Source organism: Gordonia aichiensis NBRC 108223, assembly GCF_000332975.1.
Classification (GTDB): Bacteria; Actinomycetota; Actinomycetes; order Mycobacteriales; family Mycobacteriaceae; genus Gordonia; species Gordonia aichiensis.
In genome coordinates this window covers 1-16,922 of the sequence record NZ_BANR01000039.1, presented here as the reverse complement: position 1 = coordinate 16,922, position 16,922 = coordinate 1, and the positions used below count along the sequence as shown (strand labels likewise).

16 protein-coding genes, 1 tRNA gene and 1 pseudogene are annotated in these 16,922 nt (G+C 61.6%); 15 read left to right on the top strand and 3 right to left on the bottom strand.

Features of this window, described 5'->3' with window-relative positions:
• The first annotated feature begins 340 nt into the window (after nt 1-340).
• Nucleotides 341-413, top strand: a tRNA-Ala gene (locus GOACH_RS21815).
• Between the two features lie 66 nt (nt 414-479).
• On the top strand, nt 480-1,505 hold the full coding sequence (locus tag GOACH_RS23550) for a hypothetical protein (RefSeq protein WP_157227930.1): 1,026 nt from the start codon (nt 480-482) through the stop codon (nt 1,503-1,505).
• On the opposite strand, the gene GOACH_RS21805 is transcribed toward GOACH_RS23550, so the two are convergent.
• A complete protein-coding gene (locus GOACH_RS21805; RefSeq protein ID WP_157227928.1) occupies nt 1,502-1,966 on the bottom strand; it encodes an HIT family protein in 465 nt (154 codons plus the stop codon). The two genes, GOACH_RS23550 and GOACH_RS21805, sit on opposite strands and share 4 nt — an antisense overlap.
• A gap of 137 nt (nt 1,967-2,103) precedes the next feature.
• Here GOACH_RS21805 and GOACH_RS24670 point away from each other — a divergent pair, with 137 nt between their 5' ends.
• Entirely contained in the window at nt 2,104-2,466 is a 363-nt protein-coding gene (locus GOACH_RS24670; RefSeq protein WP_373279122.1) for a helix-turn-helix domain-containing protein, read from the top strand.
• A 349-nt stretch (nt 2,467-2,815) separates the two neighbouring features.
• Here GOACH_RS24670 and GOACH_RS21795 read toward each other — a convergent pair whose 3' ends face one another.
• Nucleotides 2,816-3,913: an XRE family transcriptional regulator gene (locus GOACH_RS21795; protein WP_040519517.1), complete on the bottom strand. Its 1,098-nt coding sequence runs from the start codon at nt 3,911-3,913 to the stop codon at nt 2,816-2,818.
• Nucleotides 3,914-4,239: 326 nt separating this feature from the next.
• On the opposite strand from GOACH_RS21795, the gene GOACH_RS21790 reads away from it, so the two are divergent.
• From GOACH_RS21790 to GOACH_RS21770, 7 genes and pseudogenes are all read left to right on the top strand, one after another.
• Complete coding sequence (locus GOACH_RS21790) at nt 4,240-4,872, top strand: hypothetical protein (RefSeq protein WP_005180051.1); 633 nt, start codon at nt 4,240-4,242, stop codon at nt 4,870-4,872.
• Nucleotides 4,869-5,198, top strand: a pseudogene (locus GOACH_RS24540) (site-specific integrase); the annotation flags it as partial. The gene GOACH_RS21790 and the pseudogene GOACH_RS24540, both read left to right, overlap by 4 nt.
• 120 nt (nt 5,199-5,318) lie before the next feature.
• Entirely contained in the window at nt 5,319-5,972 is a 654-nt protein-coding gene (locus tag GOACH_RS24420) for a tyrosine-type recombinase/integrase (RefSeq protein WP_245551994.1), read from the top strand.
• 377 nt (nt 5,973-6,349) lie between these two features.
• A complete protein-coding gene (locus GOACH_RS21780) occupies nt 6,350-7,969 on the top strand; it encodes a tyrosine-type recombinase/integrase (RefSeq protein WP_005180048.1) in 1,620 nt (539 codons plus the stop codon).
• Nucleotides 7,966-8,397 (top strand): DUF6262 family protein, encoded by a 432-nt coding sequence (locus tag GOACH_RS24415; protein ID WP_083859128.1) that lies wholly within the window; start codon nt 7,966-7,968, stop codon nt 8,395-8,397. Before GOACH_RS21780 ends, GOACH_RS24415 begins: the two co-directional genes overlap by 4 nt.
• Nucleotides 8,390-9,064 carry an SLATT domain-containing protein gene (locus GOACH_RS21775; protein WP_245551993.1) on the top strand — a complete coding sequence of 225 codons (675 nt, stop codon included), beginning with the start codon at nt 8,390-8,392 and terminating at the stop codon, nt 9,062-9,064. The genes GOACH_RS24415 and GOACH_RS21775 overlap by 8 nt, the downstream gene beginning before the upstream one ends.
• Nucleotides 9,061-10,365: a nucleotide-binding domain-containing protein gene (locus GOACH_RS21770; RefSeq protein WP_005180044.1), complete on the top strand. Its 1,305-nt coding sequence runs from the start codon at nt 9,061-9,063 to the stop codon at nt 10,363-10,365. Before GOACH_RS21775 ends, GOACH_RS21770 begins: the two co-directional genes overlap by 4 nt.
• Nucleotides 10,366-10,706: 341 nt before the next feature.
• On the opposite strand, the gene GOACH_RS21765 is transcribed toward GOACH_RS21770, so the two are convergent.
• Entirely contained in the window at nt 10,707-12,440 is a 1,734-nt protein-coding gene (locus GOACH_RS21765; protein ID WP_005180042.1) for an amidohydrolase, read from the bottom strand.
• 247 nt (nt 12,441-12,687) lie between these two features.
• Here GOACH_RS21765 and GOACH_RS21760 point away from each other — a divergent pair, with 247 nt between their 5' ends.
• From GOACH_RS21760 to GOACH_RS21740, 5 genes are all read left to right on the top strand, one after another.
• On the top strand, nt 12,688-13,329 hold the full coding sequence (locus GOACH_RS21760; protein ID WP_005180040.1) for a TetR/AcrR family transcriptional regulator: 642 nt from the start codon (nt 12,688-12,690) through the stop codon (nt 13,327-13,329).
• Nucleotides 13,330-13,513: 184 nt separating this feature from the next.
• Nucleotides 13,514-14,968, top strand: a complete 1,455-nt coding sequence (locus GOACH_RS21755) for an APC family permease (protein ID WP_005180037.1) — start codon at nt 13,514-13,516, stop codon at nt 14,966-14,968.
• 302 nt (nt 14,969-15,270) lie between these two features.
• The gene (locus tag GOACH_RS21750) at nt 15,271-15,624 is read left to right on the top strand and encodes a VOC family protein (RefSeq protein ID WP_005180035.1); all 354 of its coding nucleotides are present in this window, start codon (nt 15,271-15,273) and stop codon (nt 15,622-15,624) included.
• A gap of 122 nt (nt 15,625-15,746) precedes the next feature.
• Nucleotides 15,747-16,127, top strand: a complete 381-nt coding sequence (locus GOACH_RS21745) for a DUF6308 family protein (protein WP_005180030.1) — start codon at nt 15,747-15,749, stop codon at nt 16,125-16,127.
• Nucleotides 16,128-16,357: 230 nt separating this feature from the next.
• Nucleotides 16,358-16,855, top strand: a complete 498-nt coding sequence (locus GOACH_RS21740; protein WP_157227926.1) for a hypothetical protein — start codon at nt 16,358-16,360, stop codon at nt 16,853-16,855.
• Nucleotides 16,856-16,922: the final 67 nt, after the last annotated feature.

Below are 16,922 nucleotides of genomic sequence, written 5' to 3'. Positions count from 1 at the left end.
CCCCGACGAGGTCGCCGCCTTCATCGAGAACCTCGCGCGACGCGCCCGGCATCAGCACTGAATCACCCCACTCCGAGGGGCCCATCCGCGCCGGATGGGCCCCTCGCTGCATGCAAGGAAGGTGTCGTCGACGTCAATCCTCCAGGAGCTAGGGGAAACAGCGCTTCCTCCAGAGAATCCATGGGGAACCCGCCCGCGACATCAACTGGTCACGAGCGAAAGAATGCAGAGGATCGCGCACTCCGAATCTTATCTGGAGCTCCGCCAGGTGAGAGGCTGAGAACCTGCGGGTTCGCTGTCGTGGACATGTCCGCGACGGTGGGCTTGAATAATTGAACAAGGGGACTTAGCTCAGTTGGTAGAGCATCGCCTTTGCAAGGCGAGGGTCAGGGGTTCGAATCCCCTAGTCTCCACTCTTGATGTTCGCGCAGCGGGTGTCGGTGGCCTCGCGGCAGACGTACGTGAGAGGTGGCCGTCCGGTGGATGTTCGCGACGCAGTTGCTGAGATCGTGCCCGCCGCCGACGAGTTGCGGACACTTCGGGATCTTTGCACTCGGTCGATCAGCACTCGAGAGATGCTCGCAGGTAAGGTGCAGCAGATTATCGAGGGCGTGGAGGGAATCAGTCCTGACACCGTCGATGTACTCGCGTGTGGCTCCTTGGCGCGGCAAGAACACTCAGACGCTAGCGACGTCGACTACCTGATTGTCTCTAGCAGTCTGCGTTTTGCGGCATTGCGCGATGCTGGTCATCAGATTCACCGGTTAGTGGCCGAGCTTGACGGGAAGCCTGGTGCGTCCGGAATCTTTGGGCAGGCCGTGGGGATGTTCGATTTGATCGAACGTGTGGGGCTTCAAGACGACACCAACATCTCGCACACGCGGCGGATGGAAATCCTCTTGGAGTCGGTCAGCCTCACCGGCGGTGACATCAGATCGCAGATCGTGCGGGCGATAATTGATCGCTACACCACGAGCAGGAGTTCGATGGGCCCTCCTCGCTTCCTGATCAACGACGTGCTGCGGTACTGGCGGACAATCACGGTCGATTTTCAGGCAAAGCGGGACGGCAGTCATGATCAGCAAAAGATGATTCTGCGGTACTTGAAGCTCAGAATCACTAGGAAAATTCTGCTTGCCAGTTCGGTACTTCCACTAATCACGGTCTCGCCGAGCTCAAATGATCGCGATACCTACATCAACGAGCTGGCTGCACTGTTCGACGATCCGCCGCTGTGCCGGCTGATCGCGACTACTACCCGACTCGATGACGCTGACGCTGTCGAGAACACGAGGGTGGTGTGTCGGGTGCTGAATGATTTTCTGGCGGCTACAGGATCAAAGGAGCAGCGCCAGAGGTTCGATGGAATCGATTGGGATGATCGCGAGCAGGACGCTGACTACATGGCACTCAAGGCGTCGGCCGACGAGTTGGATGATGCGTTGGCGGCGATCTTCACGTCTCCCAACGTCATTGAGGCGACGAAGAGCTACATGCTGTTCTAGCCAAGCAGCGCGTACCGGATTTCTGAGCAAATCCGATTACGGGTCTCGGGACTGAGTTTCGTGTGGGGTGGCGCTTGATCCCAAGGTGCTCGGCCAGCATTGGCATCGTCGAGCCTGCGAGGGAAGACGTGTGCATGCACGTGTGCGTCGCGGTTGCCCAGGATGGCCATGTTGGTTCGCTCCACGTCACCGAGCGACCGAAGTGCTGAACTGACACGCTGAACATCCACCATGAATTGAGCCAGGTAGCTGGGCTCCACATCGTCAAGGTGGTCGAAATGCTCAATGGCCGAGACGATCACGCGACCTGGAAATCTCGCATCGTCGTAGAGGCCAACCCGAGACACGGAGAGTTCAGCGATCGGCAGCCAGAGACTGAAGCCGCATGCTGGGCAGCCGCTGTCCAGCGACGACGGAACTCCGGCCCTTACCACGTTCGTGTTGTCGACTACGACCGTCATTGCCCACCTCACCATCGAACGTACGTTCTAATCGACACTCTGCCGTGCGCTGCGCAAGAGCGCAAACCGCAAACTACACGGATGTCATTTGACGTTGTAATGACAGACTAGCAAGAGGAGGTGACAGGAGGTGAAGCGTGCACGATATCAGTTGGCCGTCAAATGACGATGATGGGTACTCGCTGCAAGACGCTGCGAGATTGCTCAATGTCAGCGTCTCCACGATCTCCCGGCGACTCGCGGACGGCGAGCTTTCTACTTCTGTGCGACCTGGACGAACTCGAGTATCTGCAGCGTCGGTGCACGATGCTCGGGAAGAACTTGCTGGCGACCTCCACATGCACGTTGAGGGGAACTGCGTCGGTCGCGCCGAATATGACGAGCTGTTGCAACAGAACCTGGACTTGCAAGCCGTCGTCGATGACTTGCGGACAGCGGTAGCGAGCCTCAATGATGCGCTTGGTCGAGCGGCCCCTCGGCGCGTTCCTACTGATCGTTGACACTAGGCGGATCGGGCACACTGGCGGACGTAAAGCCGCGGTTGGCGGCGAGCCGCCATCCCATCGCAAGGTTCTTTTTGCGTGTTGCCTCGTTCACTTCTCCCAGGTATCTGCTGCGCTGCATTCTATCTGTCTGCCAACGTAATTCGGCGTAGAGCCGCCGGTTCCTTGCCTGTAGGACTACCCGTCCAAGTGCTCCCGATCCGTCGCTGACAACACGGTGTTGGCGACTACCTGCGGCGTCATCTTGTTCGTGAGCCAGTGACTGTTTGGTGGAGTGGGGTAGTGGCTTCCACTGGTCCTCGCGAACCCGATTCGGGCTCCAACCAGTGGTTGCCACCGTTTCCGGCTACACCATGCTCAGGTGTCGGTGTGCAGCTCCATTGCTGGGAATGTCGAACAGATCCGCGCGTTGAGGTGCTGACAGGAGCGTGATGTCGTCGAGCTCAGCGTCGCTGTATCCGCCGGCGGAGAGTTGTTCGAGAAGGTGCCGTGTGAGGGTGGGTTCCTCGGTGGCGACTCCGAGGCGCGGACCGTACATGCGGCCAGTTTCGTTGAGTAGCCGGAACATCGACCGGTATTGGTAGTCGGAGAGGACGTTGCGCTGATGTGCCCGCACGACCAGTGATGCTTCGCTGACTCCCCACCGCAGCCGTAGTTCGTCGAGTTCATGCACGGTGCGAATCGAGACGCGGTCGAGATCGAACCCAATGTCGTCGATCGGCGCGAGAAACTCTGATGCGAACGACGTTGCTCTGCGCTCGGTTTCGGTGGGACTCACCAGCGTGATGGCATCCATCACAAGGTGACCAAGTTCGTGGGCAAGGGTCATGCGCATCCGGTCTGCCGGCCGCGCGGCATTCAGGTAGATGACGTGTGGGTGATGCGTTCCTGCGCGAAGTGTCACCGCATCGACGTCGGGGTCCTCGAAGTCCTCCTTCACGATGAAGACGCCAGCCGCTTCGATGAGCTTGCTGATGGAAGCGATTGGTCCGGAGATTCTCCATAGTCGCCGCAGCACCTGCGCGACAGTGATCTCGCCGCCCTCGGCGGCATAGTCGGTCGGGTCGAGCTGTGGAAGTGAGAGTGCGGGGTCGAGGTCGGCGCGCTCGGCGAGCCGACCAATACGCATGGCGACGAGGTTGGCTCGGGCCCACACGCGATCACGTTTCCACTCTGCTGCGCTCGCGTTTGCCCTGAAATGCGTCCCTTCCGCAGGAGTTCGGGAGAACGGCACGCACAGAGCTTCCGCAGGGCAATGCAGGGCGTGCGCATAGTCATCGAGAGCCTGGCCCGCGAGTGGGAGTATCCCGGCCTCGACCCGGCTCACGTGCGAGGAGGACACACCCGCTTCATCTGCCAGCCGCTTCATCGACCATCCGCACGACAGCCTGTTGAGCTGCACCATCACACTATTTGCCTGTGCATGCGGGTCTGGTGCCGTCACGATCGCCTCCACATCCGGTCCCCATCCTTGTTCCACAGACCGTAACCGCGTGTTGCTCTCAAGCCCCGCAGAAACACCGGGTGATCTGCGACTTCACGTTCCGGCACAGCATTTGCCCTGCAACGGGTGGGGCTGCTGTGACGAATATCGCCACGAAGAGCCACGCACTTTCGACTGACTGGATTGTCGCTGGTCACGGCGTGTCGCACGTTCCAAACCTTACCACGGTCTGCAAGATTCTGGGCAAGATTTCAAGTTGAAAGGCGGGTGCGGTGGATAAGAATTCAACCTCGAAAGAGTTGATGTCTCGGAAGGAGACGCGGCGTGTGCTGCGTCAGGTATCGATCGGCGTCGGCGCCCTGCTGCTCGCCGCGGTGGACCAATGGAACACGCAGTGTGAGGGGCATTCCGCACACTTCAGAACCCAGCTGGATGCGCTGATCCGCGGTACCTCCATTGCCGGCATGGCGGCGGCCGGCACAGCCGCATGGATCGGCACCCCGAAGAAGCACCCGCCGCGCCATATCGCGGTTGACCCCTACGTATGGCCCGGGGTGGCAAACGGGAAGGCGTACCTGGCGATCCACCACAATGAGACGCAACCCACCAATGTCCGGCGCGCAGCCTTCTGCAAGCAGGATTCCGAGACGCTCGACCTCGTCGGAGACCCCACTCACTGTGAGCTCACGTGGGACTACGACCCGATGCAGACGCACATCACCCACATCTGGATCAGCGCACCAGGCGTAGACTGGCCGCCCATCGAGGTCCCGATGGACAAAGCGCAGGCTCAGTACCAAACCTGGCGCAAACGTCGGATGAAGTGGCTGCCGGGCACCGGTGCCGGCCAGCAGGGCGCCGCCACATATCCCCTACCTGCTCAGCAGCAGGCCGACGACCTGCGGACCGGAATCGCGGTCAAACCACGCGATGACGGTGATGCCCAGGATGCGCAGTGAGGGCGGCGCCTGTGACCGTGAACGGCGCCGCCTCTTGGACTGTTGTCGACGACGTTGGCCTACTAGTTGCTGAGGTCGAGCAGTTCCTGCACTGGATGCGGGCGATCGGCCGGTCCCAGAACACTGTGCGTTCCTACGCCCGCCACCTGAGCCTGTACTACCGATGGCTGACAGCACGTGGAATCGACTGGGACACTGTCACATTCGATGCGGTCTGCGACTTCGTCGGCGCCCTCACAGCAGGCTTGCCGCCGTTGCAGACACAGAGGAACCGGCGAGCCCAGGGAACGGTCAAGGCCGTCAGCGCCGCTGTACGCGAGTTCTACGAGTTTCACCGCGTCGAAGGTCGGGGCCCGAGACAGCTTGTCCTGACTCGCAACCCATCTAGACTCCCGCGCCGATCTCACGGCTTCCTCGCACACATTGAGCAACGAAACCCCAGCGGAGTGTCACGGCTGACGCAGCCCAGCCGCAAGCCAGCAGAGACAGTCAAGACGATCGATTTCGAGTCGGACTTCGGCAAACTCCTGGCAGCCGCCTCAACAGATCGCGACCGATTGCTGCTCTCGGCTCTCTACGACCTTGGACTCCGAATAGGGCAGGCCCTCGGATTACGGCACAGCGACCTCGATCTGATGCGACGACAAGTGCGAATACACCGGCGAGAGGACAACGAGAATGGGGCGTTGTCGAAACAGCGCGCGCAGTTCAGCGTCGACGGGCCACGACGATTCTTCGATCTCTACGCCGCGTACCTCCTCGGAGAGGTCGCCGACGTGGACAGTGACTACGTGTTCGTCAACCTCACGCGCGCACCCATCGGTGGCCCAATGACCTATTCCAACGCATACCAGCTGATCGAAACCGTTGGTGCTGCAGCGGGTCTGGACTACCTCCACCCCCACATGCTCAGACACACCCACGCTACCGCCCTCGCGAGGGCCGGGTGGACGGCACCAGAGATCGCCGCCCGGCTAGGTCAGTCCCACGCAGCGAGCGCCGACGTATACATCCACATCGCCAGCGACGACCTCGCCGACAAGATGAAACAGACTGAACATCTCCTGTGGCCGGCCACCTCCCACGATGACGTCCGATGACGATGAACGGACGCAAACGGGATACGTCCACAACACAATCGGTGGGCAGAACGCTCGCTATACCCGATGGACCATGGTGCGCACCGACGTGGCAGGTCGTCGAACCAGCGGGAGACCGCAGGCGAAAAATCCAAGGAATTGAAACCTGCGCCGTCAATCCCTGTGATGGAGAGCGTTACTGGCTCGGTGGACCAGCGATAACCGGAGATCGCTCTGGCCTGTGCTACGCGCACTATTTCCAGTGGTTTCGTGCAGGTCAGCCATCGGACTTCACCGAATGGGCCGCGACTGACGCCAAACCCACCCGGCGACCCCGCGGTCGATCGTCGACGCAGGTTGTCGATTTTCGACGGCTCCCCACCACCGCGGCCGACGAGATGCGCTTCGTCGTCGCCACGAAGGTCCAGCGAGGAGACTGGACCTGCAACGCAAGTCTGCGACGGTTTCTCATCCTTCTCATCACCACCGCCGAGTCCAGGATCACCGCGTCACTCACAGAACGCAATGCTGACGACTGGCTGATGTTCTGCCGCCAAGAATGGCCCTACACCAGTTCCTTCGAGACTCTCTGCGCTCCCTACATCCGCCGATTCTTCCGCCTACTCAACGGCGCGACCAACCCGAATCTGTGGGCCGAGGATCACTGGCACTGGGTCGACGGATTCGAATTCCTCCTCGATGCGGAGCAGTCCGGAGCAACGCACACAGCGATCGACTGGAGCACTATCTCGGTGCCGTGGCTCCGGGTAGCCGTCAAGGACCTTGCCCGCCGCCAACTCACCACCGCAACGCTGTCATGGGGCACCCTCACCCACTGGGCCCGCGCCGCCAGACAGCTCGCCTGCTACCTCACCCTCAACGACCAAGTGCCGGAGCCACCCGACGTAACGCGGCCGGTGTTCCTCGACTACCTCGCGTGGACGCGCCAGTCAGACACCAACGCCGACCCCCGACTGGCCAACACGGGGGCGTACCTGCTGGAAACCCTGCACGACAGCGGAATTGCCGCCGACCTCGGGTCGGCCGTCTATTTGAGGCGCGGTGAAAATGTTCACCGTAAGACGCGTCAACCCCGGCCATTCCCACCCGACGTCATCGAACGGGTCGACGAACTGATCGTGAACAACCCCGATACCGACCCGACCCTGCGGGCAATGATCGCCACCACACGGTGGGCTGGATGCCGGATCTCTGAGCTTGTCGCCCTCCCCATCGACTGTCTTCACCACTCCCAGGCCGGCTACTGGGTCGAGTACTGGATGCCGAAAACCCGAGCATGGCGTCGAATCCCCATCCCTGACACGCTTGCCGCGATTATCCGGGAGCAACAAACCCGAGTCCGCGACACCTATAGTCCCGACGCCGAACACCTTTTCCCAGGCGGACGTTCCAGCGCCGCCTCCGGGCGAACCCAGCCCTGGTCGACAAGTGGTCTCCGCCATAAGCTTTCGGCCCTCTTCACCCAACTCGGCATCACCACATCAACCATCACCGGCGAGACGATCTCCGGTGGCGATGTGCATCGCTTCCGCCACACCGTTGGAATGACTCTGCTCAACAACGGATGGACGCAGCAAGAGGTTCGAGACTTTCTCGGTCACCAGAGCGACACCATGACGTCCGCATACGCTCGCATCACCGACGACACCCTCGCCCGAAAAGCCCGCGAATTCTGGGACATCGAAGCTCCCGACGCTGACGCCCGCGTCGAACGTCTTCGTGCCAAGTTCACCGCAGCCTTGCCCAACGGATTCTGCACCCTGCCTTCATCTCAGCGCTGCGAGTTCCGCCCGAACCCCTGCCTGGACTGCTCATTCCACGACCCTGGCGGCCGGGTATTCCTTGGTGCCCATATCGCCCACCGCGACGAACTGCGACGCCTTGTCGCAGACGCCGAAGAACACGGCGACACAGAGGCCACAGCAATCAACGCGACCATGCTCGACAAAGTCACCAAGCTCATCGACGAGATCAACCAGAACCAGGAAACGACGTGACTACAGATCGCGACGAAAGAACCGCACGACTGTGTGCCGCGGCCACTGCGAGAACCGATGAATCACAAGCCCGAGCACAGAGGGCAATCACCAAGCTGCACAACACCGGCCAGCCCATCACCTTCGTCGCTGTTGCCCGGACAGCAGGAGTCTCGACGAGCTTCTTATACCAACACACCGAATTGCGTGCGGAGATTGTCCGCCGTAGGACAATGTCCGCCCCGACTGCGGGGCCACGGCCAGCGTCACCCGCAACACTCGAATCCCTCCGCACCAAACTTGCCGCCGCGAATGCCCGAAACCACCAACTGGCAGAACAACTCGCACAACTCACCACGGAAAATCAAACACTTCGCAGTCGACTGATTGAAGGCCGCGTCATGCACACCCCATCGGACCGAACTGTCGGTGGCGACCGCCATGATTAGCAGCGCAGGTATGCACCCGACATCGGATGCAGCGCAGGAGACGCTTGACGACGATGGGAGCAGATTGACAGACATCAACCGACGCACGCCAGACTGCGATCCTTACCTACTGGCCCAGGTGCGTGAAGCGTACGGACGTATCGTCTACAGCGACAAAACTCGCCAAAAGCAGGCCGACATCTGCTTCACCAAACACCGGTGGCAACAAGGGCTACTCATCGCCCTCACCGCTATCAGCTCCGGCACGTTCTTGGCTTCGGTGGTCGGACTGCTCGGCAGCGAAGCGGTGACCAGCCTTACCACGTCATCCATCGCACTCCTTGTCAGCTGGACAAGCCTCGGAGCGAAGACCTTCAAGTACGAAGAGGAGGCCAACGCTCACCGTGACGTTGCCGCTCAACTCTGGGACATCAGAGAGTCATACATCTCGCTCGTTGCCGACCTCATGTCAGGTGCGATCTCCGACGCTGACGCACGAACTCGCCGCGACGAGCTTCAGAAGGCCACAGGAGACATCTACGCGTCCGCACCGCGGACTGGCAGCGGTGCGTTCAAGCGGGCGCAAGAGGGACTCAAGGACAACGAGGAGATGACGTTCACTGCGCGAGAGATCGACCTGCTCCTCCCAGAAAGACTCCGGCTCAACAACAACGAAGGCCAATCGTGAAGACATCCGAAATCTTCGACACCCTGCTCGCAAACCTCAAGGTAGGCGACACTGCGATAGCGATCGCAGCGCGCCGCGACGAGATCACCAAAGCACTCAACAAGGATTTCAGGTCTAAGGACGCATGTACCGACTACAAGCTGATGGTGGGCTCATTCGGGCGGCACACCGCCATCAAGGGAATATCCGACCTCGACATGGTCTACATCCTCCCGCCAGCGCTTCGCCCCGACTACAACAGCGAAACTGGTCCGCGGCGCATGCTCGAAAGGGTCCGCGACGACCTCAAGGCCCGGTACCCAAACACAGAGGTCCGCGTCGACCAGTGCGTGGTTCGCGTGAAATTCACCAGCAACGCATTCAAATTTGAGGTGCAGCCCGCCTTCGCAAACGACGACGGGAGCTTCGACTACCCAGACACTAAATCCGAGACCTGGAAAGTCACCAAGCCGCGCCAGGAAATTGCCGCGACGAAGGACTGCAACAACCGCACCTCGACCAACATGCGACATCTGGCACGCATGGCCCGCGCGTGGAAGAACGCCAACGGCGTCAACATGGGCGGCCTGCTCATCGACACCCTCGTCTACAACTTCTTCGCGCAGACCGAGGAGTATGACTCGGCCGGCACCGGGACCTTCGACACCATGGCACGAGACTTCTTCGCGTTCCTCAAGGACGAGCCCGAGCAGGCCTACTACCTCGCTCTGGGAAGTCGCCAGCGAGTGAACGTCAAAGCCAAATTCCAACCGAAGGCCAAGAAGGCGTACAACCGCTGCCTCGAGGCGATTGGGCAGGAAGGCAAGGCAGCAGCCAACGAAAAGTGGCGGGAGGTTTTTGGAACCGCGGTGCCTCTGACGACGACCGCCGCCAAGGAAGCGAAGGCGCATCGGGACACTGAAGAGTTCATCGAGAACTTGTTCCCTGTCGACATCTCGGAGTCGGTAACGATTGACTGCGAGGTAACACAGGACGGATGGAGGCCGACCAGGTTGCGGCAGATGCTGCGGGCAGGCGCGTTGCTGAGGGCGGACAAGAGCCTCAGGTTCTGGGTGACTGACTGCTCAGTCAGAGAGCCCTTCGACGTGAGGTGGAAAGTCCTCAATCGCGGGCCCGAGGCCGAACGGCGCGACATGATCCGCGGCCAGATAGTGAAATCGACCAGGAAGAACAAACGGGTCGAGCACTCGGACTTCAAGGGCGAGCACGTTGTCGAGTGTTACGTCATAAAGGATGGGATCGTCGTTGCCAGAGACCGCATCGACGTGCCGATCAGCAATACAAAGATCGCCGCAGCCTGATAAGCACATCCACCTCGTGCGCGCCTGGCCCGCAAAGGCCTGCGGAGGTTGAGTGGGCCCGGCAGTGAGATTTCCACACGAACCGTGGACACGTTCTCACCAAGCTTTCCTCTGGTTGTGACCGGCAAGGAGGAAAACGGCGCCGAAATCCAGTCGTGCCCAGGGCTACTCGACTCGTCGTGGAAGACCTATAGATAACCGCTCCATCACAGGCGACCGCCGACGCCCTTGACGCCTGTCGGCGACGTGGACGGCAGCGGTTCCAGTCCTAGAGATATCTAACGACCTGAAACGGGGTAGGCCGCCGCTGACGCCTACTTCGCGGTGCTGCATGTAGAACGTTAGGGCGCGCGCCGGTGGACGACCGCGCCGTCGACCATGGTCATGCTGATGGGCCGTCCGATCAACGTGTGGACGTCGGGGTCGTCGGGCCAGGTTCCGTCCAGGACCGCGAGATCGGCGCGCTGGCCAACGGCGAGGGTGCCTCGCCAGTCTTCGCTGTGTTCACGGTAGGCGGCTTCGCGGGTCAGCAGTGCCAAGGCGTCGAGGGTGGTAATTCCCTCGGTGTCATCGTCGGGAACGGGGCCATCCCAGCAATGCGAGCGCGACACCGCGTAGGCGACCGCGGGGCGCCAGTCCGGTGGCACGACCGGGGCATCCGAGGTGATGCCGGGGCGCACACCCGCACGAAGTGTGGACCCGATCGGCTCAGTGCGGCGTACCCGTTCCTCGGGCAGCGTCGTCGCGAACGTACTGATGATCACCGGGTTGAAGCATGCACCGATCCCGTTGTCCACCAACGTTTTCATACCACTCGGATAGAGTTCGGTGGTGTGTATGAGGTAGTGCCGCGCCGGGCTGTGTGGTGCGATCTCGGCAATGAGATCGATCACCGTCTCCACAGTCTGGTCACCGATCGAATGCACCCCAATCTGCAGCCCGGCATCGTCAACCGCGCGGATGATGTCCTTCAACTCAGCGACCTTGTCGCCGTCGCTGTCGCCGGCGATGACCAGATGACCACAACGATGCCCGACCGTGTTGTGTTCGTGGACAGGCTCTTTGTGCCAAGTCGTCCCATTTTGTGGGGTGCCGTCGGCAAACACCTTCACGCCAACGATCTTGAGTCGTCGCGGATCGATGGCGCGGTCGTCGTAGGCGTGCGCCAGGCCGACGTCGAGATGTTTGCGCACATCGGCCGCGTTACAGCCACCGGTACCCACCGGCAACACGAGAACCGAAACGCGCATCGTCAGTTCGTGATTCTCGGCGAAGGTGCCCAGCGCATCGAGCGCATCGGTGGACCCCGAGCCGTCGAGCAATGAGACATGACCGGGGCCCAGTCCAGGTTCGGTCAGGGCGGTGATCCCCAGAGCGTGCAAATCTGCCTGTCCGGCCCGATAGGCGTCGAACAGCTGCTCGTGGGGAACCGGCGGCACGGTGCCTATCATCGGGGCGATCGCCGCGTCGGTGAGGAAGCCTTCCGGGTTGCCCTGGGCATCACGCACGATGACCCCACCAACAGGGTCCGGGGTGTCCGTGGTGATGCCGGCCAGTTCCAAGGCCACCGAGTTTGCGGTGAGTGAGTGTCCACTCCAGTCGAACAGCACAACGGGAGTACCGGCGATCCCGTTAAGTTCCAGCGCTGCATCGATGTCGGCGGCAGTCAGGTTGCGGCCGAGAACCAATCCGTCCCACCCGTGACCGCGTATCCACCCACTCGGATCGATCGTGTCCTTGGTCAAAAACTGTGGCAGCTGAGCGACGTCGGTGAAGATATCGGTGCCCATCTTCACATAGGTGTGTGTGGTGACCGAGTATGCGGTGAAATGCAGATGCCCATCATTGATTCCCGGGATGACCGTTGCCCCGTCGAGCTCGACGACGGTGGTTCTCTCGCCAATCATTGCCTCGGCGTCCGCGCCGAGCGCCACGATTTCTCCCGTGCGGATCGCGATCGCCCGCGGGCGCGAGGCCAGCCACTCAGCAGAGGCGCGGTCTCCGGGTTTCCAGTCCGACAGATCCAAGACGGAGCCGCCCCGTAGGACAGTGTCGGCTGCGTTTTGTGCGCTCATTGTGCTCCTTTGGTGTCCAGTTAGCGTCTAGCGGCCTGGCTCTGACCCACGTCCATGAGTCGATCGCGCGGCACGTGTGGGTCATGTGCGCCTGACAGTGTTGCGCGTCCGCTGGGCTCGTGGTTCGTGTCGGTCCGCTGGTTGGACCCGGGCATGGGAGCCGCACGGGTCGCTGGGGTTTGATGGTCACAACGGGCTTGCGAGTCCGCACATCACAGCGCACCACGTCCCAGGCGGGGAGAGGCAGTTGCCGGATACGACATCACCGGCTGAGCCCGAGAGCACACTGCGGCTCCGCGAAGAAGAAGGTTCACGGGACCGTCTGCTCGACGCAGTGATCCGCATCGCCTCAGAACGAGGCCTGGACAAAGTCACCTATCGTGCCGTGGCGCGGGAGGCTGGTCTATCGCATAGCTTGGTGCGGTTCCATTTCGGCAGCGGCGCCGAGATGGTCAGCCGTGCACTCGAACGCGCGGCGCGGGTAGGTATCGCTTCTGAAGGCTCGCCACTGCCTCTGGACGACTTTGACGCACGCCTGCTCAGCACGGTCTCCGACCGGGCTGGTGAGGAGCTGCTGCACTATGACTACGTGCTGCGCGCGGTGCGCGGCGCAATGCCGATCGACGGTGTGATCGATCTGTATGACCGCCGGATCGATGCGATCTCCACGGCACTGCACCAATCGGGCATCGTCGATGACGACCAGACGCAGGCGGCGTTGATCGTCGCCATCATCGACGGCCTGATTCTGCAGCACTCGATCTATGACTCGAACGAACGCACCGAACGCATTTTGGCGCGTCTGTCAGGCCTGTTGCACCATTTGCGCCGACCCATTTCTGATCGGTGGTCCGATGAGCGAACCCAACGTTCGATCGAACCCCGATGAGCGCTCATGATTTCCGCACCGATCCCGCATAGTTGATGGCAGAGTCGCCGAAGACACTGTCATGACTCGCAAGATCGGAGCCCACTGCCAGCCGCCGCACTCACCGTGGAGTGAAGTTCCGTGGCTGCTCCGAAACGCCCTGAGGGGCAACCAGCACGGCCCGTCCGGGTCTCCAGGAGAAGACATGACTGAGAGTCTCACCCCGACTAACACATCGGCGGACCCGCCGGTGACTGGCGCATTGAAGACCGAAAGCGCCGGCACTACCCACATTGTGGCGATGGTCGTCGCCGCCGCGGCGCCAATCGCCTCGGCAGTGAGCCTGATCCCGTTGGGCATGCTGCTGGGCAACGGAGTGGGTATGCCCGGCACCATCGTGCTCGTCACCCTCATCCTGGCCCTGTTCTCCGTGGGATTCGTCAGAATCTTGCCGTTCATCAAAAACGCGGGTGCGTTCTACGCCTACGTGACCGCCGGCCTTGGGCGCCCAGCCGGACTCGCGTCGGCCTATGTGCTCTCGCTCGTCTACATCTCGCTCGGTGCCTCAGTCGTGGCCGGGTTCAGCTACTTCGCGACCGATCTACTGCAACACTTCTTCCACCTCACCGTGCCCTGGGCTCTCGTGGCAATCGTGGGTGTCGTCGTCGCCACGGCACTGGCGGTCATCGGCGTCACCATGACAGCACGCGTGCTGTTCGCGGTACTCGCCTGCGAACTAGCCGCCCTTGTGGTCCTAGACATCTCGATCGTGGCGCACAACGGGTTCCCCGCGTTCACCTGGCAAGTGTTCAGCCCCTCGCACATCTTCAGCGGAGCCGTCGGGGTGGCCGCGATCTACGCGTTCTCCATGTTCCTGGGTTTCGAGGGAACTGCCATCTACGCCGAAGAAGCGCGTAACCCGCAACGCACCGTCCCCCGAGCAACATTCATCGTCGTCGCGCTGATCGGCCTGTTCTACACCTTCACCTCATGGGCCATGGTCGCCGCCACCGGCCCCGACAAGCTCGTACCCACCATCAGCAACAACCCCGGCGCATTCGTCTTCGGACTCTCCGACCAGTACGTCGGAACCACATGGACCGATGTGATTATGGTGCTCAACTGCTGCAGCCTCTTCGCCGGAATCCTGGCATTCCAAAATGCCGGAGCCCGATACCTCTACGCGCTTGCCCGCGACGACATGATGCCGCGGGCCTTCGCCAAGACTCACTCCAAAGCCGGCACCCCCACGATCGGACTCGTGACGATCGCCGCCATCTTCGTCATCCTTTCGGTGATCTATTCGGTCGCCAAGCTCGATCCGCTGCTGGAGATGGCGACCTCGCTCGTCGGACTGGGCACGATTGGACTCGTTGGCATGCTCACCGTCGCCTCACTGTCGATCGCCTTCTTCTTCATCCGTCGGGGAACAGTCGGACTTGCCACGGTCGGCGCGCCCATCACCGCAGCAATCCTTTTAGGCCTGTGCACCTTCGCCGGAATCGAAAACTATGACGCGCTCACCGGAGTAACCACCTGGTGGATCAACAATCTCGCCTGGATCCTCCTGCCCGTCGCCGCACTAGGCCTGGTGTACGCCTTCTGGGTACGCTCACGGCACAGCGCTCGCTACGAAGCCATCGGCCAGACCCGCGTCTGACAGTCCTCCTCCCCAATCCTTATCACCGGGGTCAGGACGACAGACACAATGGCCTGACCCCGGTGATAAAGATGCACCCACGCGACGCAGGCACCAGCACCGCACCCGTCGATCGGACGACCCCGTACGCGCATCGACTACCACGCCGAACCCCAGCCTGGTGGCAGTCGGCACCGGCGTCGAGCAACCGATCAAATCACCAACATCATCGGAACGGTGATTCATAACCTATGCCGAAGGGTGCTCTCACTAGCCGCGCCCTGCAGCCACCCACGCTTTCGTCGTTAAATTGGAGAACCGTAGTGAGTGATTACGAAGTGAAGATGATCGTCTTGTCAACCGACGATCTCGACCAATCGATCGGATTCTACAGCGAGACACTCGGTTTCGGCCTCAAGTTTCGCGACGGCAGCCATTTCGCCGCTCTCGACGGCGGCGGCGTGACCTTGGCATTGGCGACAGCGGTCGATCACCCCATTCATGGGCAGGTGGTCGTAGGCATCAAGACCGCAGATATCGATGCTGCGGTCCGGGCTATCGAGGACAGCGGGGGTGGAATCATCGCCGGTCCATATGACGACGCACATGAACGTCGGGTGGTCGCCTATGACAGCAAGGGCAACGGACTCACGTTCTACTGCCCACTGCACCGCTGAACCCATCCACCAGTCCTCACGTGTGCAAACTCGGGCCCGTGCGTCCGGTGACCCCGAGCTGCTCGACGGCGATGCGGTGGCGTTCGACCAGCAGCGTCTCGGCCGCGTCCACGCTCAGGGTCATGCCGCGCTCCTTCAAGCGTCCCGTCAGGTCAATCGCCCGCTCGCGCAACCACGTTCCGGGCTTGCTCACTCATCACATCACGTCCCTTCTTCTCCCCGCTGAACTGTCAGCGTGCCGTGACCTGTCCGGCTTGTTCGAGGGCATCGGCAATCGCGTCGAGTGTGCGGGGGCTGCTGGGCTGCCAGGCCGATCGCAGCCGGGACGTCTCTGGCGGGTCCACGGCCTCCCGAGGACCCCGCCGAGGATCGACGACCGCCGACTGTACAACCGTCTGGTCGAGCTGCGGGACAAGGCAGATATCGGCAGCGATATCAGCGCGATCAGGGTGTTCGGCATCCTCGCCTGGATGTGGGGCAGCGGCCGCAGCCCGGATAGTTGAACGCGACATTAGCCAACCCGACATCGCTGGCATTAAGAAGAGACGAGAGTGGCCTAATGCCAGATAGTTTGCCGCCGCGTAGAGAGCCTGGACAAGGGTCTGACCCCCGAGAACCGCATCACGGCGTCGCACGTTCGTTCGCGCACGAGCCTCCATCGCGAAAAGGGCGTCCGCCAGCCCTCGGATCGTCTGTTCAGGTACCGGCGCCTTCCCAGTATCCGCTCGCCCCGGTGCCATCCAACCGGGACCGGAACAGGTCGATCGCGGTTGTGGGCGCCGTGGTGTTCGCCGCCCTGCTGCTTGTGGTCGCGGCGATTCTCGTAGTCACTAGTTCCTGCGGTGGGAATGACCGACGAAGTCTTGCCTCCGACCCAGCGGTGCCGAGTCTGACGCCTGAGCAGTACACCGGGTCAGTAGGCGCGGCGTGCAGGCCCGGTAGCTATGAGAGCCCCAACCGGTTCGGACACTTGGACGGCGCAGAAGTCACTGGTTTCTGTGTCACGCCGGGTGGGTGGCCAGTCAATTTCGGTCAGTACTCGGACCTGCTTGGGATTGACGGCGACCTTGCGACTCCGTATGTCGATTCCTACGCTGTCGCGACACTTACCGAGAATGGCGACCATATCGTCTTCATGGCGACCGCAGACGTCAGTGGAAGCCACGTGAAGCCCAGGACGGCGCTCGAGCCGCTGGAGGAGTTCGGATCGACTGTGGTCACAGTTGAGTGAGGCCACACGGCGGCTGTTTCGCTGTCCGCATTGTCCCGGCGCGAACCCCCGTGGCGCTATCTCGCTA